The organism is Streptomyces vulcanius (assembly GCF_042653945.1).
GTDB classification, from domain to species: Bacteria; Actinomycetota; Actinomycetes; order Streptomycetales; family Streptomycetaceae; genus Streptomyces; species Streptomyces mangrovi.
This window is the reverse complement of sequence record NZ_JBHSFK010000006.1, coordinates 293,478-312,756: the sequence shown is the minus strand read 5'-3', so window position 1 is coordinate 312,756 and position 19,279 is coordinate 293,478. Positions and strand designations below refer to the sequence as shown.

The window sequence follows — 19,279 nt, the reverse complement described above, 5'->3', positions numbered from 1 at the left end:
CGGAAACCTCTCCTCGACGAAGGCCGTTCCATGTCCGACGCCCCTGCCCAACCCTCCGAAGCCGGGCCTTCCGCCCCGCCGGGGCCGAGCACCGTGGTGGCGGTGCTGGCCTTCGCCGGGATCGTCGTCTCGCTGATGCAGACCCTGGTCATCCCGATCCTCCCCGAGCTGCCCAGGCTGCTCGGCGCCTCGGCGTCGAACACCGCCTGGGCGGTCACCGCCACGCTGCTCGCCGCCGCCGTCGCCACCCCGGTCGCCGGCTGTCTCGGCGACATGTACGGCAAGCGCCGCATGCTGCTGGTCAGCCTCGCCCTGCTGGTGACCGGCGCGCTCGTGTGCGCCCTCAGCGACTCCCTCGTCCCGATGATCGTCGGCCGTACCCTTCAGGGCCTCGCCGCCGCCGTCGTGCCGCTCGGCATCAGCGTCATGCGCGATGTGCTGCCGGCCGAGCGCCTCGCCGCGTCGACCGCGCTGATGAGTGCCTCGCTGGGCGTGGGCAGTGCCCTCGGCCTGCCCGCCGCCGCCTTCGTCGCCGACCGGTTCGACTGGCATCTGCTGTTCTGGACCTCCGCCACCCTCGGCTCCCTCGCCGCCGTACTCGTCACGGTCGTCGTGCCCGAGTCCGGGGTCCGCACCGGCGGCCGCTTCGACCTGGTCGGCTCCCTCGGCATCGCGGCCGGCCTGGTCTGCCTGCTGCTGGCCGTCTCCAAGGGCGGCGACTGGGGCTGGACCAGCCCCGTCACGCTCGGGCTGCTCGCCACCGCGGTCCTCGTCCTGCCGGCCTGGGGCTACTACGAGCTGCGCACCGACCAGCCGCTGGTCGATCTGCGGACCACCGTCCGCCGCCAGGTGCTGTTCACCAACCTCGCCTCGGTGGCGTTCGGCTTCTCGATGTTCGCGATGTCCCTGGTGCTGCCGCAGGTGCTCCAGCTGCCCGAGGCCACCGGCTACGGCCTCGGCAGGTCCATGCTGGACGTCGGCCTGGTCCTGGCGCCGCAGGGTCTGGTGATGATGACGATGTCCGCCGTGTCGGCGCGCCTCACCAGGGCCAAGGGCCCGAAGACGACCCTGATGTGCGGCGCCGTCATCGTCGCCGCCGGCTACGGCCTGAGCCTCGTGCTGATGTCCGAGATCTGGCACATCATGCTGGTCGCCTGCACCATCGGCGCCGGCATCGGCTTCGCCTACGGCGCGCTGCCCGCCCTCATCATGGACGCCGTGCCCGCCTCCGAGACGGCCGCCGCCAACAGCCTCAACACGCTGATGCGGTCCCTCGGCACCTCCTTCGCCAGCGCGCTGGCCGGCGTCGTCCTCGCGCAGATGACCACCGACTTCGGCGGCTACCCGCTGCCCGCCGAGAACGGCTTCAAGGTGGTCATGGCCATCGGCGCGGGCTCGGCCGTCCTCGCCTTCGTCATCGCTTCCTTCATCCCACGCCGGCCCGCCACCGCGCGGGAGCGTCCGGCGGACGCCGCGGAGGTCACCGGGGCGAAGGTCTGACACACCGGACAGAGGATGCCTCGAGCGAGGATGCCTCGAGCGCCGAAGGGAACGAGACCGTGACCAGGACCGTCGTCCTCACCAGAGCCCGCCTCAGGCTCACGGCCGTCCGGGGCCTGCGCACTCTCACCGGCCTGCGCCGGATGGTCACCCACAACCGTTTCGGGGATCTGGGCGCCACCCTGCCGGCCGCGGCCCGGGCGGGAGTCCTCGCGGCGCACAGCGCCGAACTGCGCCGTATCGAAAGGGACCTGCACGACGGCGCCCAGGCCAGGCTGGTGTCGCTGTCCATGCGGATCCGCCTCGCGCGGCACGCGTACGACCGCGATCCGCAGGTCGCGCGCCGGCTGCTGGAGGACGCGCAGGAGCATGCGCAGGCGGCGCTGGCGGAACTGCGGCACATCGTGCGCGGCATCCATCCGCCCATCCTCACCGACCGGGGGCTGGTCGGAGCGGTACGGGCGCTCGCCGCGAACAGCGGACTCGACGTCAGCACCCGCGTGGACGGACTGGCGGACAGGCCCGAGGCCGGGCCGCACGTTCCGGCCGCGGTCGAGGCGGCCGCGTACTTCCTTGTCGCCGAGACGCTGACGAACGCCGCCAGACACAGCGGATCCCAGCGGGCTTCGGTCCGGCTGGAGCGGGTCGGCACCCGGTTGAGGGTCGTCGTACGGGACGAGGGCCGGGGAGGCGCGGACGAGGCCGCCGGCACGGGGCTGCTGGGGATACGCCGCCGGGTCTCCGCACTGGCCGGGACGGTGACGGTGACCAGCCCCGTCGGGGGCCCGACCGTCGTCGAGGTGGAGCTGCCGTGCGTGTGCTGATCGCCGTTCGTACGCCGTGGTCAGCCGTGCAGCGAGCGGTACGCCGCGGCCGCCCCGGGGTGCAGGGCGATGCCGCCCGTGCCGATCAGGCTGCGGACGTCGAGGAACTGGGTGCCGACCGCGTTGCCGGGGACCAGGGCGGTCGCCCGCAGGACCAGTAGGCGGGTGAGCGCCTCGGCGACGCCCCGGGGGAGGTCGGGGCGGCACACCAGGAGGTTGGACACGCCGATGGTGGCGACGCCGCCCGCCCTGCGGTACGCGCCCTGCGGCAACGACACCTCCTCCAGGCCCGAGCCGGCCCGGGCGTCACGGCCGCCGAGCCGGGGCAGCAGCCCTGCCAGCGGCAGGAAGCGAAGGCCGGGGCGGTCGTCGAGAGCGGAGAGGACGGGCAGCGGTACGCCGCCCGCGACGAGCAACGCGTCGACCACGCCCGCCCGCATCGCGTCGGCCGCGTCGGCCAGCGGGAGGTGGCGTACGGGGACGTCGGTGCCGGGGGAAAGCCCCGCGGCGTGCAGGATCCGCTCGCCGAGTACGGCCGCGCCCGAGCCGGCCGCGCCGAGCGAGACGGTGTGTCCGGCCAGGTCGGACACCTCGCGCACGGGCGAGTCGGCGCGGACCGCGAACTGGAGGTAGGTCTCGTACACCCTGCCGATCGCGCGCAGGGGCACCGGGTGCGGGAAGAGCGTGGTGCCCTGGGCCGCCCGTGCGGTGTCGGTGAGGACGAGTGCGAGGTCGGCGCGGCGGTCGCGGAGCAGTTCGATGTTGGTGACGCTGCCCGCGGTGGTGCGGACACGGCAGCGCAGGCGCGGATGGGCCGCTTCGAGTTCGGCGGCGAGGAGGCGGCCGAAGGCCTCGTAGAACGCCGTGGGCTCACCGGTCGCGAAGCGCAGGACACCGCTCGGTCCGGGACGCTGCCGCGAGGTGTCGGCCGCGAGCGCGCCGCCGAGGACGGCGACGGCCGCCGTGCCGAGGGCGGTGCGGAGAGCGGTGCGGCGGTCGACGGGCGGGGGGCGGGTCATGGCGCACCGCCGTCAGGGCTCCACCGGGCGATGGTCTCGCCGGAGCCGCGGTTCACCGCACACCCCCGTCGGCACCATCGGTACCGTCGCCGGCACCGGCCCGCCCCCTCGGCAGGACCGCCCTCGCCCGCAGTCCCCGCGGCCGCGCCGGCCGCAGTTCCAGTCGGCCTCCCCGCCCCGCCAGCAGCTGTTCGGCGATGGCCAGTCCCAGCCCCGTACCCGATGTCCCGTCCTGTCGTTGCCGGCCCGAGCGCCAGAATCTGGTGGTGGCCAGCGCGAGTTCCTCCGTGCCCAGGCCGGGGCCGTCGTCCGTCACGGTGAGGACGGTGAGGGTGCAGCGGAGCGAGATCCCGGCGCCCGGGCCCGCGTACTTGATGGCGTTGTCCAGGAGGATGTCGGTGATCTGGGCGAGCTCGCGGTCCGTGCAGGCGGCCATGGCAGGGGGCGCCGCGGCGGGCCGGAGGGTGAGGCGGGCTCCGGCGCGGTTCGCGACCGGCTCCCACAGGCGGTACTGGGCGGCGGCGACCGCCGTGGCGTCGCAGCGGGCGTCCGAGCCGTCGGTCACCGTCAGCTCGCCGGCCCGGTGTTCCGCGGCGGCGAGGGCCAGCAGGTCGTCGAGGAGGGTCTCCAGACGGTCGAGCTCGGTGGTGACCCCGCTGTACGTGCGGTCGGCGGACGCGGGCAGATGGGTGTGCAGGGCGTCGACGCGGAGCCTGAGCGCCGCCATGGGGTGTGAACTGTGGCGATTGGAACAAGGGTTTCTCTGTCGAATGGGTGACCTTTACCGGTGATGGTCGTTGGGTGAGGTGGCGGGTTCTTCGGCGGACGTGGGACGGGGGTGAAGTGATGGGTGGGCTGCGGGAGATGGCGGCGCCGTTCGTGGCTCTGGGGCCGTCGGGTGTGGCGGTCCGTGACCGGCTCAAGGGTCTGACGGCCGGGGACGAGGAGGTGCTGCGTCTGGTCGGTGATCATCTGGGCATGCTGGCCTCGCGGGATCTGAAGGAGCGGTGCGCGGCGGGGCTTGAGCACGACAGTGAGCGGTGGGCGCAGCGCAAGCGTGCCCTCACCGAGGAGTCCTCGTCCCGCTGGGCCGGGGCGGTCACGAAGGCCACCCACGATCAGTGGGCGCTCGCCCGGCGCGGGCAGCTCGCGTACGTACAGAGCCTGGAGGCGGGGGTGCGCGCGATCGCGCACCGGCTGTCTCTGCCCGTGGGTGAGAAGGGCAGCAGGAAGGCTCCGGGCGGCTACCGCAGCAGGCGGGAGTGGTTTGCCAAGACCCGTCGCCTGCACGTCCTCGAAGACCGGCTCGCCGCCGTACGGGCCGACTGGCAGGCGGGTGTCGTGCGGGTGGTGCGCGGCGGTAAGCGGCTGCTGAACAGCCGCCACCACCTGGACACCGCGCAGCTCACAGAAGAGCAGTGGCGCGCGCGGTGGCGGGCCGGGCGGCGGTTCCTCCAGGCCGACGGCGAGTCCGGGAAGCGGTTCGGCAACGAGACCGTCCGCGTCACCCCCGACGGCGAGGTCTCCCTCAAGCTCCCGGCCCCGCTGGCGCACCTGGCCAACGCGCCGCACGGCCGGTACGTCCTCGCCGCGAGGGTGTCGTTCGCGCACCGGGGTGAGCAGTGGCTCGACCGCGTCACGGCCAACCGGGCCGTCGCCTACCGCATCCACGAAGATGTGCAGCGCGGACGCTGGTACCTGACCGCGTCCTGGACGATCCCCCCGGTCCAGACCGTGCCGCTGGCGGCTGCCCGCGCCACCGGTCTGGTCGGTGTCGACACCAACGCCGACCACCTGGCCGCCTGGCGCCTCGACCGGCACGGCAACCCCGTCGGCCAGCCCCGCCGCTTCGGATACGACCTGACCGGCACCACTGCCCACCGCGACGCCCAGGTCCGCCACGCCCTGATCCGCCTGCTGCACTGGGCCAGACGCCATGGCCTGTCGCTCGCGGTCGAGGACCTCGACTTCACCGCCGAGAAGACCCGGGAGAAGCACGGCCGCCGCAAGCGGTTCCGCAGTCTCATCTCCGGTATGCCGGTGGCCCGGCTGCGGGCCCGGCTCGTCGCCATGGCCGCCGAACTCGGTATCGCCGTCGTCGCCGTCGACCCGGCCTACACCAGCCGCTGGGGCGCCCAGCACTGGCAGAAACCCCTCACCAGCAGCACACGCACAACGACACGCCACGACGCAGCAGCCGTGGCGATCGGCAGGCGCGCCCTGGGGCACCCGGTCCGGCGACGGACGGCACCGCCCCCGCACGACCGGAGTGATCGTGCGGGGCATCGGACCGTCCAGGCCGGACCGGCAACCCCGGGGCGCGAGGGACACCGCCCCCGCATCCCCGGACCACGGACACGATCCGTGCGCGCCGGACGCGGAGCGAACGCGGTCGACCAGGACGCCCAACACCGTTCGGGGCATCCGGCTGAGCACGAGTCCTGGCAACAGGACTCACCCCCGCTCAGCCCCTAGGAACGGTTCAGCGTCGAGAAGTCCGTCTTCTACGTGGCCCTGACCACGGTCGGCGCACCGCTCGGCTGCTATCTGGCGTCCCTGGTCACCGACCGGTTCGAGCGCAAGTGGTGCCTGGTCGCCTTCGGCATGGTGATCGCGGCCTGCGGTCTGCTGTACGGGCTCACTTTCAACCCGGTCCTCATCATCGTGTTCGGCTTCCTGGTGAACCTCTTCGAGCGCGGCTACTGCTCTGACCGCATAGGTTCACCGGTTTGGTGTCTCCGGGTTCTGCGCCGGCTCAGGGAGCGATCGTGGTCGCCCAGGTACGGAACAGAGTGAGGGCCTCGGTGAGGTTTCCGGGGCCGCAGGCGGCGTGGAAGGTCTTCTCGGCGGTCCAGGTCCAGACCCAGTCCTGCGTTGCGCGGTTGATCTCCTGGCGGGGGTACTTGCGTTCTTCCAGGCCGGTCTCCTCCAGGTCGATGCTGACGGTCCAGCCGGGGTTGTCGAGCGTGGCGATCTTCACGCCCCATTCGTGTTCCCAGTCACCGTTGCACTGCTGCGCGTACCAGTTCTGCAGCCAGCCAAGGAGGGGCTCCGGATCGCTCATGGCAGGAGATGCTAAGCGAGCCGCGCGCCGGGCTCGGGCGTGGCTGGTCCCACCGGCAGGGGAGACGCGATGGCGGAACCGGTACGAGTACGCAGACTGACCGACCAGGAGGGGCGGCGGCTGCAGCAGATCGTGCGCCGGGGCAGTACCAGCTCGGTGCGCTACCGCCGCGCGATGATGCTGCTGGCGTCGGCCGGCGGGAACCGGGTACCGGTCATCGCCCAACTCGTCGCGGCCGACGAGGACACCGTGCGCGATGTCATCCACCGCTTCAACGAGATCGGCCTGGCCTGCCTGGACCCCAAGTGGGCGGGAGGCCGTCCCCGCCTGCTCAACGCTGACGACGAAGACTTCGTCGTCGCGACGGCCACCACCCGCCCGATCAGACTCGGCCAGCCCTTCACCCGCTGGTCGATCCGTAAACTCGCCGCCTACCTGCGCAAAGTCCACGGACGCGTGATCCGTATCGGCCGTGAGACCCTGCGCTGCCTCCTGGCCCGACGCGGCGTCACCTTCCAGCGCACCAGGACCTGGAAGGATTTCCACGGACCCGCAGCGAGACTCCAAACTGGACCGCATCGAGCACGTCCTGGAGCACTTACCCGACCGTGTTTTCGCGTTCGACGAGTTCGGGCCGCTCGGTATCCGCCCCACCCCAGGATCCTGCTGGGCGCCGCAGAACCGGCCCCAGCGGATCCCGGCTACCTACCATCGCACCCACGGCGTCACCTACTTCCACGGCTGCTACTCGATCGGAGACGACATCCTGTGGGGCGTCAACCGCCGCCACAAAGGCGCCGCGCAGTCCCTGGCCGCGCTGAGGTCGATCCGCGCCGCCCGACCCGACGGTGCACCCATCTACGTGATCATGGACAACCTGTCCGCTCACAAGGGCGCCACGATCCGGGCCTGGGCGAAGAAGCACCGGGTAGAGCTGTGCTTCACCCCGACCAACGCCTCCTGGGCCAACCCCATCGAAGCCCACTTCGGGCCCTTGCGGCAGTTCACCCTGGCCAACTCCCACCACCCCAACCACACTGTCCAGACCCGCTCGCTGCACGCATACCTGCGCTGGCGCAACGCCAACACCCGCCACCCCGACGTCCTGGCCGCCCAGCGCAAAGAACGCGCCCGAATCCGCAGTGAGAAGGGCATCCGCTGGGGCGGACGTGCCAGATCCCTGGCGGCGTGAAGGAACGACAGCCGCCACAGCCCAGTCGCACAGCACGAACCGCTAGGAGTTCCGCATGAACCATCAGGACGTCGACGCCGCCGTGGCAGAGATGCTGCGGACACTCAGCCCTCATACCGCCGCGGACTGGACGGTGCCGGCGGGGCCGCTCGAATGGACCTGCTGGCAAACAGCAGCGCATATCGGCCATGACCTGCTGGCCTACGCAGGACAGTTGGCAGCACGGCCCACCGATGCCTACCTTCCCTTCGACCTGAACGTCCGCCCCACAGCCTCACCGGCTGAGGTGCTCCAGGCCGCCACCGCCTGCGGCGGGCTACTCAGCAGCGCGTTGGCCGCGGCCGACCCGACCTTGCGTGCCTGGCACTGGGGTCCGTGCGACCCCGAGGGGTTCGCAGCTATGGGCGTGGCCGAAACGCTGCTGCACACCCACGACATCACGCAGGGGCTGTCCGTGGACTGGCTACCACCAGCGCCGTTGAGCGCAGCCGTACTCAACCGGCTCTTCCCTGCCGCCCCGCCCGGAGACCCCACCCAGGTACTTCTCTGGTGCACCGGTCGCGGGGACCTCGACGGCCTCCCTCGCCAAACCTCATGGCGGTGGGAAGCAGCACGATCGGACTGATCGAGCTGGCCCCGGCGAACCTTCCCGGTCACAACACTAGCCAGCCGAACTGACCAAGGTCTCGAAGCCTGAGCTGTCGCAGTAAGACACTGCACGACCCTCAGCCCCGATGTCGCCGCCGACCGCGTTGACGGTGTCATCGAGGATGTCGGTGCCACCGTGTTCCATGCCTGCCCGGTCAAGCCTTTTCGAGGCCTCGATGACCGCATGCCCTGCCGATTCGGTGTTGTCGAACTCGGGCGACTGGACACTCTGTCCGTCACCGGCATCGGCGTCTGCCTCGCCGGTTGTCGTGGCGTGCGCCGTGTCCTGCCAGGACCCCAGCTTGGTGCAGTAATCCCGTTGTCGCTCCTTGGCCTGCGCTGGATCGTCCGACGAACAACTGCTCATCAGGACAGCGGCAACGACAACGACCGCTGCTCGCCTGACTGCTCGTGTAATCCCACTGCTGTGCTGCAAGGACATGCCCTCCCCGAAGCTGCCGCCACAGAGTATGGATCACGAAGGTGTCACCTTGCGCCGATCTCCACGCATCATCAGCACCGGATCGGCGAGGAGTTGAGCAGTACACGGCCAACCCGGTGAACCTATGCGGTCAGAGCACTACACGGCTCTCGCCTACGCCTACTCCCCCGAGCTCTTCGACACGCGGAGCCGCTCGCTGGGCACCAGCGTCTCCTACGGCCTCGGCCGGCTGTCGAACGCCGCCGGTCCGCTGATCGTCGCGGCGCTCTACAACGGCCACGGTTATCAGAGCGTCTTCTACTTCATCGCCGGCACCTGGATGGTCGGCGCGCTGGTCCTGGCCGTCTTCGGCACCCGAACGCGCTCGGCACGCCTCGCCGAGGCGGAGCGGCAACGCGTGAGCGTCCCCGCCTGAGGCGAACAGCCCCGGCCGTCGTGGTGACCGCCGTCGTCCCGGCGGCCACCACGACAGCCAACCTGTTGGGGCGCGGGGCGGCCTTCGTGAGTCAGCCGAGGGTGAGCAGTTCCTCGTAGAAGCCGCCGAAACCGCGTTCCCGGTCGACGAGGTGGATCTCCAGGATCCAGTGGCAGCGGCGGCCCGCCTTGTCGGTGCGGCGCATGCGGGTGTCGTTGCCGGGGGCGACGTACGACTCCACGTCCGCGCCGTCGATCCGTTCGTGCGGGAACTCGCCGACCAGGTGCCCGGCGTGCCAGCCGCCCAGTTCCCAGCCGGCCTCGGCGGCCAGTCGCTCGGCCTCCGCGTAGAGCTGCCTGCCGGTGATGTCGGGGCTGTCGGCGAAGAACCGCTTTCCGGCGGCGAAGACGGTCGCCAGGTCGTCGCGCAGCCGGTGCTTGACCGGGTCGTCGCCGAGGACGAAGGTCCGGCCGAAGTCGGCCTCGTACTCCTCGAAGATCGGTCCGAAGTCGGCGAACACGATGTCGTCGGCGCCGATCAGCCGGTCCGGCGGGTTCTCCTTGTACGGCTTGAGCGTGTTCGGGCCAGAGCGCACGATCCGCTTGTGCCAGTGCCGGGTGGTGCCGAAGAGTTCGTTCGCCAGGTCGCGGACCCGGTCGCTGACCGCCCGCTCCCCCTCCCCCGGCGCCACCAGACCTCGCTTCTCGATCTCCGCGAAGAGTCGTTCGGCCTTGGCCTGGGCGTCCAGCAGTCGTGCCGCGCGTGTGGGTTCGTCGTCCGCCATGGTGGCGAACGTACGGTTCCCCGGCCGTCCCCGGCAAACGAATAGGGCGCCGTTTCCCGCCCTCGGCACGTTCCACACGCGCCTGAGGACGATCCCCGCCGAGCGGCTGTGGGTCAACCCCGACTGCGGGCTGAAGACCCGCGGCCGGCCCGAGACCCGCGCCTCGCCGGAGAACCTGGTCACCGCCGCCCGCACGGTCCGCGGCGAGCTGCCCGCGTCCTGACGCGACGGACGGTCCGGGGCCGGGCGGCGAAGGTGCCGGCCCCGGGGCGTTCTTTTCACGGCGCCGTCGCGACGGTCGCCGCGACGGCATCACGGTCAGCTGGGTGCGGCGACCGTCCGGGCCGCTGTCGCGGTGGCGGGCCTGGGGTTCAGCAGGCGTTCGGCCAGTTCGCCGAAGACGAGCCCGAAGCCTCCCCACAGGGTGATCTGGATGGCCAGCGCGGAGAGCCGGAAGCGCCACAGCACGGTGGCCGGGAAGTCGGCGGGCACCTCGTTGATGACGGGCAGGAACGCGTAGGCCAGGCCGATCACGAGGGCGAACGCGGCCACCGCGGCGACGGTGGCGTACCAGGTGCCCAGTTTCGGCGCGAGGCGCTTGCCGAGGATGGTGGCGCCCACCGCGAGGAGCACGCTGAGCAGCATCATCAGGAAGTACAGGGTGGTGCGCTTGCCGATGGTGTCGCCGTTGCCGACGGCGGGCGGGTTGGCCGGGTACTTCAGGAACGGCACGACGTAGACCGCGAGCAGGGCGGAGCCGGACAGCAGCAGCGCGGTGGCTCGCGGGGTGAAGCGGCCGACGCGGCCGAGCGCGAAGCAGAAGGCGAGGGCGGCGATGCCGCCGAACGCGACGCCGTAGAGCAGGACACCGGTGGCCAGGCCGGCGGTGGACTGCAGGGAGCGGGAGACGATCTCCATCTCGTGCTCGTGTGCGGGTGCGTGCGCCTCCTCGAAGCCGATCGCCTTGTCGACGTTCGGTTCACCGAGGAAGTAGGCGACGATCAGGGCGAGCAGGCCGGCGCCGAGGCCGGCGAGCATGCCCCGCACGAGAAGGTTTCTCACCGTTGCGGAGTTCATGGGTGTGCCGTTTCCCCTCGGGTCAGTGGCAGGGGAAGCCGAGCAGGTGGCGGGCGTCGTGCACCCACTCGTGGACGCCCTCGCCGGAGACCACGGAGGTGGCACCCTGTTCGGCGCCGACGAAGTAGAGCAGGACCAGCATCAGGATGCCGAAGAAGACCGCCCAGGGGACGATCGCGCCGATCGGCAGTTTGGCGGGGAGGACAGGGGTGTTGGCGGTCGGCTGCGCGACATGCTGGGCCATGACAGGCCTCCTCTGGGAGTTCGCGTCCCATCTCGGTGGTGCACTGGACGACGGCTACGGGTCTGACTCGCCCCCCTCTCACCAAAGGGGTGGCACACAGTGGCGCGACCGTGCCGGATTCCCACCGGCTTCCGTTCTGTCGTCGTCGATATCGGACCGACGGTACCGCGTGTCACGAACATGGCCAAGACCGCACCATCTGGCGTGATCTTTTTCGCAGGCCGGGTGAGGGGTCGCTCACCCTGCCGGATCGGGCGCGGTGCCGGGCCCGGCGAGGCCGAGTTCGCGCGCGCCGAGGGGGGCGAAGAAACGCTCGACGGCGGTTTGGGTGACCTCGGCGAGGGTCGCCGGGGACCAGCGTGGGACGCGGTCCTTGTCGACGACCTGGGCGCGCACTCCCTCCACCAGGTCGGCCGTGGTCAGGGCGGCGAGGGAGACCCGGTACTCCTGGTCCAGCACCTGCTCCAGCGTGCCGAGCCGCCGGGCCCGGCGCAGCGCGGCCAGCGTGACCTTCAGGGACGTGGGCGACTTGGCGAGCAGGGTCTCCGCCGCGTCCTTGGCCGCCGGGTCGCCGTGCGCGAGCAGCCGTTCGACGATCTCCTCGACGGTGTCGGCGCCGTAGCAGGCGTCGATCCAGTCCCGCCGCTGAGCCAGCTCTCCGTGCGGCGGCGACTGGGCGTGACGCGCGAGGGCTTCGCGTACGGGCAGGGCGGCGAGGTCGGCGAGGAGGCCGGGGATCGACGCGGACGGTACGAAGTGGTCGGCCAGTCCGCACAACAGGGCGTCGGCGGCACCGATCTGAGTGCCCGTCAGTCCGAGGTGGGTGCCCAGTTCGCCGGGCGCGAGAGCGAGCAGGCGGGTGCCGCCGACGTCCGGTACGAAACCGATGCCGGTCTCGGGCATCGCGACCCTGGACCGCTCGGTGACGACACGGACGTCGCCGTGCGCGGAGATGCCGACGCCGCCGCCCATGACGATGCCGTCCATGACGGCGGCGTACGGCTTGGGGTAGCGGGCGATACGGGCGTTGAGGCGGTACTCGTCGTACCAGAAGGCGGCCGAGGCGGTGCCGTCGCCGTCGCGGGCGTCGTCGTGGACGGCGCGGATGTCGCCGCCCGCGCACAAGCCGCGCTCTCCGGCGCCGGTGACGACCACGACCTCCACGGCCGGGTCGTGCTCCCAGGCGGTCAGGGCCTCGTCGATATGACGGACCATGGTGTGGTTGAGGGCGTTGAGGGCCCTGGGACGGTTGAGGGTGATGTGGGCCGCTCGGCCGGCGGTGTGGAACAGGACGGGTCCAGGTTCGCCTTCGATGTCCTTGGTGCCGGTCATCCGGACACCACCGTCGGGCCGCCGGCCGCTATGAGGCGCATGATCTCGTCGGTTCCTTCCACGAGGGCGCCGGCCGGGCGCGTGCCCGGCCGGCGCCGTCGAGTATGCCGTGCGGGACCGGTCAGCTCTCGGTGAGGGTGACGTCCTGTGCCCCCGCGGCGTGGAAGCGGGGCAGGGGCAGGCCGCCGTGGGGCTCCAGCTCCATCAGCGTGGCCTCGACCTGGGCGGCGCCCGCCTTGAACGTGGCCAGGGCGGGCTTGCCCGTGTTGGCCCAGGCGTGCAGGGCGCCGTCGCACACGGCCCGGGTGCCACCGATGCCGTAGCGGGTGGTGCCGGGGTCCTGCCGGACGGAGGAGCTGACGAAGACGGGTCCGGTGGCGCCGGTGCAGCGGTAGGTGCCGGACAGGGTGATGGTGCCGTCGGGGGCGATCCGGCCGGCCGGGTCGACGGTGACGCTCTCGTCGGGCGCGGCCTGGGCGGCGGTGGCGGCCTGGCCCGGCAGGGCCAGCAGGAACAGGGCGGCGCCGGCGGCTGCGGCGAGGGCGGGACGGAACGGCATGGAGACCTCCTGTTGGTGGGGGCTTCCACTGGTACCGGGCGGGGCCGTGCGCAGGCGTGACCGTCACTCCTTCGGTGGCGAGTCCGCACCGGCCGTCGTCGAACCGTCCTGGAGTTGTCCCGGTGCTGTCACGCTCTCCGGCTGCCCCTGGCGACGGCCGCGGGCGGGGCGCATGGTCTACCCATGCGAGGCCGACCGGAGGGCCGGCCGCCACCGACGTGGAGGTGCGCCATGTGTGCCCAGTCCTCTCCCAGCTTCTCCGGCGACATCCCGCACATCGTCGCCGCCCACCCCGAGCAGGGCTGGAGCCTGCTGTGCGACGGCACGATCGTCTTCGACGACTCCGGCGAGCTCCGCCCCGACGGCCGCGTGGTGGCCCCGCACCGGGTGCCCACCGACCGCCTGGCCGTGGCCGCCTGACGGATCGTCAGAGAATCGCTCATCCGTCCAGCACGGCGAACCCGTCCAGTTCGACGAGGGCCTCCTCGTCCCACAGCCGTACGATCCCGACGACCGCCATCGCCGGATAGTCCCGTCCGGCCGACTCCCGCCACACCCGGCCGAGTTCGGCGGCACAGGAGCGGTAGGCGGCGACGTCCGTGACGTAGACCGTGACGCGCGCCAGATCCGCGGCCGTGCCGCCCGCGGCGGTCAAAGCGGCCAGCAGGTTGGTGAGCGCCCGCGCGAACTGCTCGGGCAGCGAGTCCCCCACGACCTTCCCGTCGGCGTCGAGCGCGGTCTGGCCGGCGAGGAACACCAGGCGGGAGCCGGTGGCCACGACGGCGTGGGAGAAGCCGGTGGGCGGGGAGAGCCGGGGCGGGTTGACGCGTTCGGCCGTCATCGGACGGTCTCCGTGCCGGTGTCGCGGGCCGCATACAACTCGCGGGCGATGATGCCGCGTTGGACCTCGCTCGCCCCTTCGTAGATACGCGGGGCGCGGACCTCGCGGTAGAGGTGTTCCAGCAGGTGGCCTCGGTGCAGGGCGCGGGCGCCGTGGAGTTGGACGGCCGCGTCGACGACGAACTGCGCGGCTTCGGTGGCGAGCAGCTTGGCCATGGCGGCGCGGCGGGGGACGTCGGGGGCGCCGGTGTCGTACGCCATGGCGGCGGCGTAGACCATCAGGCGGGCCGACTCGGTGCGCACGGCCATCTCGGCGACGGTGTGCGCGACGGTCTGAAGGTCCCTCAGCTTCCCGCCGAAGGCGTCCCGTTGGGAGGTCCAGGCGAGGGACGCGTCGAGCGCGGACTGGGCCATGCCGACCGCGAACGCGCCGACGCTGGGGCGGAACAGGTTCAGGGTGGTCATGGCGACCCGGAAGCCGCGGTCGGGTTCGCCGAGCACGTCGGCGGCGGTGACCGGGACCGCGTCGAAGGCGAGGGCGCCGATGGGGTGCGGGGAGAGCATGTCGAGGGGGGTGCCGGTGAGTCCGGGGCGGTCGGCGGGGACGAGGAAGGCGGTGACGCCCCGGGCGCCGGCGCCTTCGGTGGTGCGGGCGAAGACGGTGTAGAAGTCGGCCTCGGGGGCGTTGGAGATCCAGCGTTTCTCTCCGGTCAGCCGCCAGCCGCCGGTGCCGTCGGGCGCGGCGGCCAGGGAGAGCGCCGCGGCGTCCGAGCCCGCCCCGGGTTCCGACAGCGCGAACGCGGCGACCGCGCTGCCGTCGGCGACCCGGGGCAGCCAGCGGTCCCGCTGGGCCGGGGTGCCGTGGGCGTGCACCGGATGCGCGCCGAGTCCCTGGAGGGCGAGCGCGGTCTCCGCCTCGGTGCAGACTTGCGCGAGGGACTCGCGCATCAGGCAGAGGTCGAGGGCGCCCGAGGTGAACAGCCGGGAGAGCAGGCCCAGTGTGCCGAGTTCGGCGAGGAGGGGGCGGTTGACCCGGCCCGGTTCGCCCTTCTCGGCGAGCGGGCGCAGCCGGTCGGCGGCGAGGGCGCGCAGTTCGGCGCACCATGCGGTCTGCGCCGGTTCGAGCGAGAATGCGGGCATCGCCGGTCCCCTCTCCCGTGTCTCCCTCTGTCTCCACTCTGCCCCCCGACGGTATCGCGTCCTGTTGACTGCCGTCACCAACGCGATACGCTCGGTGCGTGAGCCCGGCCCGTCCAGGCAAGGGGGCGAACGTCCATGAACGTCTCGGCGCATGTCGACACCTTCGCGCGCGACCATCTGCCGCCGCCGGACCAGTGGCCGGACCTCCGTTTCGACCTGCCGGAGCTGGGCTACCCCGACCGGGTGAACTGCGCCGTCGAGCTGCTGGACCGGTCCGGCTCCCCCGACCGCCCGGTGTTCCACACCCCGACCGGGCCGTCCTGGACGTACGGGGAGCTGCGCGCCCGGGTCGACCGGATCGCGCACCTGCTCACCGGCGACCTCGGGATCGTCCCCGGAAACCGTGTGCTGCTGCGCGGGCCGACCACCCCGTGGCTCGCGGCCTGCTGGCTGGCGGTGCTGAAGGCGGGCGCGGTCGCGGTCACGGTGCTGGCCCAGCAGCGTCCGCACGAGCTGCGCACGATGTGCGAGATCGCCGAGGTGGGACACGCCCTGTGCGATGTCCGGGCGGTCGACGACCTGGCCAAGGCGGAGGTGTCCGGGCTGCGGATCGTCACGTACGGCGGCGACTCCCCCGACGACCTGCTGAACAGGCCGGCGCCGAGTGGCCCGTACCCCGCCGTCGAGACCGCCGCCGACGACGTGGCGCTGATCGCGTTCACCTCCGGGACCACCGGGCGGCCGAAGGGGTGCATGCACTTCCACCGGGATGTGCTGGCGATCGCCGACACCTTCTCGCGGCATGTGCTGAGACCGCTTCCCGACGACGTCTTCGCCGGAAGTCCCCCGCTCGGCTTCACCTTCGGCCTCGGCGGCCTGGTCGTGTTCCCGTTACGGGCCGGGGCGAGCGCGCTGCTGCTCGAGCAGGCGAGTCCCCGGCAGCTGCTGCCCGCGATCGCCGAACACCGGGTGTCCGTGCTGTTCACGGCGCCCACCGCCTACCGCGCGATGCTCGAAGGACTCGACGCGCACGACCTGACCTCCCTGCGCCGCTGTGTCTCCGCCGGCGAGAACCTGCCCGCCGCGACCTGGCGGGCCTGGCACGAGCGCACCGGGCTGCGGCTGATCAACGGCATCGGCGCCACCGAGCTGCTGCACATCTTCATCTCGGCCGCCGACGAACACATCCGCCCCGGCACCACCGGCGTCCCCGTCCCCGGCTGGCACGCGCGCGTGCAGGACACGGACGGCACGCCGGTGCCCGACGGCGAACCCGGACTGCTCGCCGTGCGCGGCCCGGTCGGCTGCCGCTACCTCACCGACCCACGGCAGCGGGAGTACGTACGGGACGGCTGGAACGTCACCGGCGACACGTATGTCCGCGAGCCCGACGGCTACTTCCGGTATGTGGCCCGCGCCGACGACATGATCATCTCGGCCGGGTACAACATCGCGGGCCCCGAGGTCGAGGAGGCGCTGCTGCGCCACCCGGACGTCGTCGAGGCGGCGGTCGTCGGACGGCCCGACGAGCGGCGGGGACAGGTGGTCGTGGCGTTCGCCGTGCTCCGGGAGGGCGCGCGGCGCGACGCGGACGCCCTGCGCGCCTTCCTCAAGGAGGAGCTGGCGCCGTACAAATGTCCACGCGAGATCGTCTTCCTGGACGCGCTGCCGCGTACCGCGACCGGAAAGCTCCAGCGCTTCAGGCTGCGTTCCGAAGCTCACACCGGCGGTGACACCGATGGTGACCAGCAGTGATACCGACGGCCTAAAATGATCAACGTGTCCGACCAGCCTGCACCTCGGTCTCTCATCGTCACGCTCTACGGCGCCTACGGCCGCTTCGCGCCGGGCCCCGTGCCCGTCGCCGAGCTGATCCGGCTGCTCGCCGCGGTCGGCGTCGACGCACCTTCCGTACGTTCCTCGGTGTCCCGGCTGAAGCGGCGCGGGCTACTCCTCCCCGCCCGTACCGCGCAGGGCGCCGCCGGGTACGAACTCTCCGACGAGGCACGGCAGTTGCTCGACGACGGCGACCGGCGCATCTACGCCACCGCGCCGCCGGGCGACGAGGGCTGGGTACTGGCGGTGTTCTCGGTGCCGGAGTCGGAACGGCAGAAACGACACGTCCTGCGCTCCCGGCTTGCCGGTCTCGGCTTCGGCACGGCGGCCCCGGGGGTGTGGATCGCCCCGGCGCGGCTGCACGAGGAGGCCCGGCACACCCTCCAGCGGCTCAAGCTGGACGGCTACGTCGACTTCTTCCGCGGCGAGCACCTCGGGTTCGCCGCGACCGTCGAGGCCGTCGCCCGCTGGTGGGACCTGGCGGCCATCGCCAAGGAGCACGAGACGTTCCTCGACCGCCACGCGCCCGTGCTGCACGCCTGGCAGCGGCGGCCGGACACCCCGCCCCAGGAGGCCTACCGCGACTACCTCCTCGTCCTGGACTCCTGGCGCCATCTCCCCTACGTCGACCCCGGCCTGCCCGCCCCTCTCCTCCCCCCGGACTGGCCCGGCGCACGCTCGGCGGCCGTCTTCGGGGAACTGCACCGGCGACTGCGGGACGCGGGCGCGGAGTTCGCGGGAGTGTGAGCACCTGTGCACCAGGAGACACTCAGGTAAACCTCAGGTTCCTTAACAGGTCCTCTCAGACTCCTTACCTACCGTTCGAGGCGTTGTACGCCGGTAGGAAAGAGGACTGTTGCGCATGACCACCACGCCGAGGGCCGTCGCTCCGAGGGCCGTCACTCCGAAGGCCCAGGGCGCCACGGTCTGGCTCACGGGTCTGCCGAGCGCGGGCAAGACGACGATCGCCCGGCTGCTGGGCGAGCGGCTGAAGGCCGGGGGCCACCGGGTGGAGGTCCTCGACGGCGACGAGATCCGCCGCTTCCTCTCGGCCGGCCTCGGCTTCTCGCGCGAGGACCGCAACACCAACGTGCAGCGCATCGGCCTGGTCTCCGAAGTGCTGGCGCGCAACGGCGTACTGTCCGTCGTCCCCGTCATCGCGCCGTACGCCGACAGCCGCGAGGCGGTGCGGCTGCGGCACGAGAAGAGCGGGACGCCGTACATCGAGGTGCATGTCGCCACCCCGGTCGAGGTGTGCAGCGAGCGGGACGTGAAGGGGCTCTACGCCCAGCAGGCGGCGGGCGAACTGACCGGGCTGACCGGCGTCGACGACCCCTACGAGGTCCCGGCCGACCCCGCGCTCGTCCTGGCGACGCAGGAGCAGACCCCGGGGGAGTCGGCGGACGCGGTGTACGCGGTGCTGGCGGAGCGGGGGCTGGTGTGAGCGCGGTCAAACTGAAAAAGACCTTCGGGCTCTCCCACCTGGACGCGCTGGAGTCCGAGGCGGTGCACATCTTCCGCGAGGTCGCGGGCGAGTTCGAGAACCCGGTGATCCTGTTCTCCGGCGGCAAGGACTCCATCGTCATGCTGCACCTGGCGCTCAAGGCCTTCGCGCCCGCGTCGGTACCGTTCTCGCTCCTGCACGTCGACACCGGGCACAACTTCCCCGAGGTCATCGACTACCGCGACCGGGTGGTGGCCGCCCATGGGCTGCGCCTGCACGTCGCGTCCGTGCAGGACTACATCGACCGCGGTGTGCTGCGCGAACGCCCCGACGGCACCCGCAACCCGCTCCAGACGCTTCCGCTCACCGAGAAGATCCAGGCCGAGAGGTTCGACGCCGTCTTCGGCGGCGGACGACGCGACGAGGAGAAGGCACGGGCGAAAGAGCGCGTGTTCTCCCTCCGGGACGAGTTCTCCCAGTGGGACCCCCGCCGCCAGCGGCCCGAACTGTGGAACCTCTACAACGGCCGCCACGCACCCGGCGAACACGTCCGCGTCTTCCCGCTCTCCAACTGGACCGAACTCGACGTCTGGCAGTACATCGCCCGTGAGGGAATCGAGCTTCCTGACATCTACTTCGCGCACTACCGCGAGGTCTTCCGGCGGGGCGGGATGTGGCTGACGGCAGGTGAGTGGGGTGGGCCGAAGGCGGGAGAGGCTGTCGAGAAGCGCCAGGTCAGGTACCGGACGGTCGGTGACATGTCCTGCACGGGGGCCGTCGACTCCGACGCGGTGACGCTCGACGACGTCATCGCCGAGATCGCCGCCTCCCGGCTCACCGAGCGGGGCGCCACGCGCGCCGACGACAAGATGTCCGAGGCCGCGATGGAAGACCGCAAGCGCGAGGGGTACTTCTAAGC

General features: G+C 71.8%; 19 protein-coding genes, 5 pseudogenes and 1 riboswitch. Of the genes and pseudogenes, 13 read left to right on the top strand and 11 right to left on the bottom strand.

Annotated elements, in window-relative coordinates; genetic code table 11:
- Positions 1 to 30 precede the first annotated feature (30 nt).
- Both ACFPIH_RS12130 and ACFPIH_RS12125 read left to right on the top strand, forming a co-directional pair.
- Positions 31 to 1,500, top strand: a complete 1,470-nt coding sequence (locus tag ACFPIH_RS12130) for an MFS transporter (RefSeq protein WP_381174225.1) — start codon at positions 31 to 33, stop codon at positions 1,498 to 1,500.
- Positions 1,501 to 1,697: 197 nt separating this feature from the next.
- Positions 1,698 to 2,324: pseudogene (locus ACFPIH_RS12125) on the top strand (sensor histidine kinase); the annotation flags it as partial.
- 20 nt (positions 2,325 to 2,344) lie between these two features.
- Here the strand turns inward: ACFPIH_RS12125 and ACFPIH_RS12120 are convergent.
- Positions 2,345 to 3,343 (bottom strand): TAXI family TRAP transporter solute-binding subunit, encoded by a 999-nt coding sequence (locus ACFPIH_RS12120; RefSeq protein WP_381174223.1) that lies wholly within the window; start codon positions 3,341 to 3,343, stop codon positions 2,345 to 2,347.
- Positions 3,344 to 3,395: 52 nt separating this feature from the next.
- Positions 3,396 to 4,070, bottom strand: a complete 675-nt coding sequence (locus ACFPIH_RS12115) for a sensor histidine kinase (protein WP_381174221.1) — start codon at positions 4,068 to 4,070, stop codon at positions 3,396 to 3,398.
- 119 nt (positions 4,071 to 4,189) lie between these two features.
- Between ACFPIH_RS12115 and ACFPIH_RS12110 the strand changes: the two genes are divergently transcribed.
- Both ACFPIH_RS12110 and ACFPIH_RS12105 read left to right on the top strand, forming a co-directional pair.
- Entirely contained in the window at positions 4,190 to 5,818 is a 1,629-nt protein-coding gene (locus ACFPIH_RS12110; RefSeq protein WP_381174219.1) for an IS200/IS605 family accessory protein TnpB-related protein, read from the top strand.
- Positions 5,819 to 6,046: pseudogene (locus tag ACFPIH_RS12105) on the top strand (MFS transporter); the annotation flags it as partial.
- Positions 6,047 to 6,098: 52 nt separating this feature from the next.
- On the opposite strand, the gene ACFPIH_RS12100 reads toward ACFPIH_RS12105, so the two are convergent.
- Positions 6,099 to 6,407 (bottom strand): immunity 53 family protein, encoded by a 309-nt coding sequence (locus tag ACFPIH_RS12100; protein WP_381174217.1) that lies wholly within the window; start codon positions 6,405 to 6,407, stop codon positions 6,099 to 6,101.
- Positions 6,408 to 6,476: 69 nt separating this feature from the next.
- Between ACFPIH_RS12100 and ACFPIH_RS12095 the strand changes: the two are divergent.
- Positions 6,477 to 7,599 (top strand): annotated as a pseudogene (locus tag ACFPIH_RS12095) (IS630 family transposase).
- A gap of 55 nt (positions 7,600 to 7,654) precedes the next feature.
- Positions 7,655 to 8,224, top strand: a complete 570-nt coding sequence (locus tag ACFPIH_RS12090; RefSeq protein ID WP_381174215.1) for a maleylpyruvate isomerase N-terminal domain-containing protein — start codon at positions 7,655 to 7,657, stop codon at positions 8,222 to 8,224.
- A gap of 36 nt (positions 8,225 to 8,260) precedes the next feature.
- Here the strand turns inward: ACFPIH_RS12090 and ACFPIH_RS12085 are convergent, their stop codons facing one another.
- Entirely contained in the window at positions 8,261 to 8,689 is a 429-nt protein-coding gene (locus ACFPIH_RS12085) for a hypothetical protein (RefSeq protein WP_381174213.1), read from the bottom strand.
- A 139-nt stretch (positions 8,690 to 8,828) separates the two neighbouring features.
- On the opposite strand from ACFPIH_RS12085, the pseudogene ACFPIH_RS12080 reads away from it, so the two are divergent.
- A pseudogene (locus ACFPIH_RS12080) lies at positions 8,829 to 9,104 on the top strand (MFS transporter); the annotation flags it as partial.
- A 91-nt stretch (positions 9,105 to 9,195) separates the two neighbouring features.
- On the opposite strand, the gene ACFPIH_RS12075 reads toward ACFPIH_RS12080, so the two are convergent.
- On the bottom strand, positions 9,196 to 9,888 hold the full coding sequence (locus tag ACFPIH_RS12075) for a M24 family metallopeptidase (protein WP_381174211.1): 693 nt from the start codon (positions 9,886 to 9,888) through the stop codon (positions 9,196 to 9,198).
- An 82-nt stretch (positions 9,889 to 9,970) separates the two neighbouring features.
- Here ACFPIH_RS12075 and ACFPIH_RS12070 point away from each other — a divergent pair.
- Positions 9,971 to 10,111, top strand: a pseudogene (locus ACFPIH_RS12070) (hypothetical protein); the annotation flags it as partial.
- A 95-nt stretch (positions 10,112 to 10,206) separates the two neighbouring features.
- Here the strand turns inward: ACFPIH_RS12070 and ACFPIH_RS12065 are convergent.
- From ACFPIH_RS12065 to ACFPIH_RS12050, 4 genes are all read right to left on the bottom strand, one after another.
- Positions 10,207 to 10,965 carry a CbtA family protein gene (locus ACFPIH_RS12065; protein WP_381174209.1) on the bottom strand — a complete coding sequence of 253 codons (759 nt, stop codon included), beginning with the start codon at positions 10,963 to 10,965 and terminating at the stop codon, positions 10,207 to 10,209.
- Between the two features lie 22 nt (positions 10,966 to 10,987).
- Positions 10,988 to 11,209 carry a CbtB domain-containing protein gene (locus tag ACFPIH_RS12060; protein ID WP_381174207.1) on the bottom strand — a complete coding sequence of 74 codons (222 nt, stop codon included), beginning with the start codon at positions 11,207 to 11,209 and terminating at the stop codon, positions 10,988 to 10,990.
- Positions 11,210 to 11,243: 34 nt separating this feature from the next.
- Positions 11,244 to 11,394, bottom strand: a riboswitch (cobalamin riboswitch).
- Between the two features lie 52 nt (positions 11,395 to 11,446).
- Positions 11,447 to 12,541, bottom strand: coding sequence for an enoyl-CoA hydratase/isomerase family protein (locus ACFPIH_RS12055; RefSeq protein ID WP_381174205.1), 1,095 nt, complete (start codon positions 12,539 to 12,541; stop codon positions 11,447 to 11,449).
- Positions 12,542 to 12,662: 121 nt separating this feature from the next.
- Positions 12,663 to 13,100 carry a DUF6299 family protein gene (locus ACFPIH_RS12050; RefSeq protein ID WP_381174203.1) on the bottom strand — a complete coding sequence of 146 codons (438 nt, stop codon included), beginning with the start codon at positions 13,098 to 13,100 and terminating at the stop codon, positions 12,663 to 12,665.
- A 231-nt stretch (positions 13,101 to 13,331) separates the two neighbouring features.
- Here ACFPIH_RS12050 and ACFPIH_RS12045 point away from each other — a divergent pair, with 231 nt between their 5' ends.
- Entirely contained in the window at positions 13,332 to 13,520 is a 189-nt protein-coding gene (locus ACFPIH_RS12045) for a DUF5999 family protein (RefSeq protein WP_381174201.1), read from the top strand.
- Between the two features lie 19 nt (positions 13,521 to 13,539).
- Here the strand turns inward: ACFPIH_RS12045 and ACFPIH_RS12040 are convergent, their stop codons facing one another.
- Positions 13,540 to 13,941 carry a RidA family protein gene (locus tag ACFPIH_RS12040; RefSeq protein WP_381174199.1) on the bottom strand — a complete coding sequence of 134 codons (402 nt, stop codon included), beginning with the start codon at positions 13,939 to 13,941 and terminating at the stop codon, positions 13,540 to 13,542.
- Positions 13,938 to 15,080, bottom strand: a complete 1,143-nt coding sequence (locus ACFPIH_RS12035) for an acyl-CoA dehydrogenase family protein (protein WP_381174197.1) — start codon at positions 15,078 to 15,080, stop codon at positions 13,938 to 13,940. Before ACFPIH_RS12035 ends, ACFPIH_RS12040 begins: the two co-directional genes overlap by 4 nt.
- Positions 15,081 to 15,215: 135 nt before the next feature.
- Here ACFPIH_RS12035 and ACFPIH_RS12030 point away from each other — a divergent pair, with 135 nt between their 5' ends.
- The 4 genes from ACFPIH_RS12030 to cysD all read left to right on the top strand — a co-directional run bounded on the left by ACFPIH_RS12030 (position 15,216) and on the right by cysD (position 19,277).
- Complete coding sequence (locus ACFPIH_RS12030) at positions 15,216 to 16,835, top strand: AMP-binding protein (RefSeq protein ID WP_381174195.1); 1,620 nt, start codon at positions 15,216 to 15,218, stop codon at positions 16,833 to 16,835.
- Between the two features lie 15 nt (positions 16,836 to 16,850).
- Positions 16,851 to 17,663 (top strand): PaaX family transcriptional regulator, encoded by an 813-nt coding sequence (locus tag ACFPIH_RS12025; protein WP_381174193.1) that lies wholly within the window; start codon positions 16,851 to 16,853, stop codon positions 17,661 to 17,663.
- Between the two features lie 115 nt (positions 17,664 to 17,778).
- The gene (gene cysC, locus ACFPIH_RS12020) at positions 17,779 to 18,360 is read left to right on the top strand and encodes an adenylyl-sulfate kinase (protein WP_381174191.1); all 582 of its coding nucleotides are present in this window, start codon (positions 17,779 to 17,781) and stop codon (positions 18,358 to 18,360) included.
- The gene (gene cysD / locus ACFPIH_RS12015) at positions 18,357 to 19,277 is read left to right on the top strand and encodes a sulfate adenylyltransferase subunit CysD (RefSeq protein WP_381174189.1); all 921 of its coding nucleotides are present in this window, start codon (positions 18,357 to 18,359) and stop codon (positions 19,275 to 19,277) included. The genes cysC and cysD overlap by 4 nt, the downstream gene beginning before the upstream one ends.
- The last annotated feature ends 2 nt before the right edge of the window (positions 19,278 to 19,279 follow it).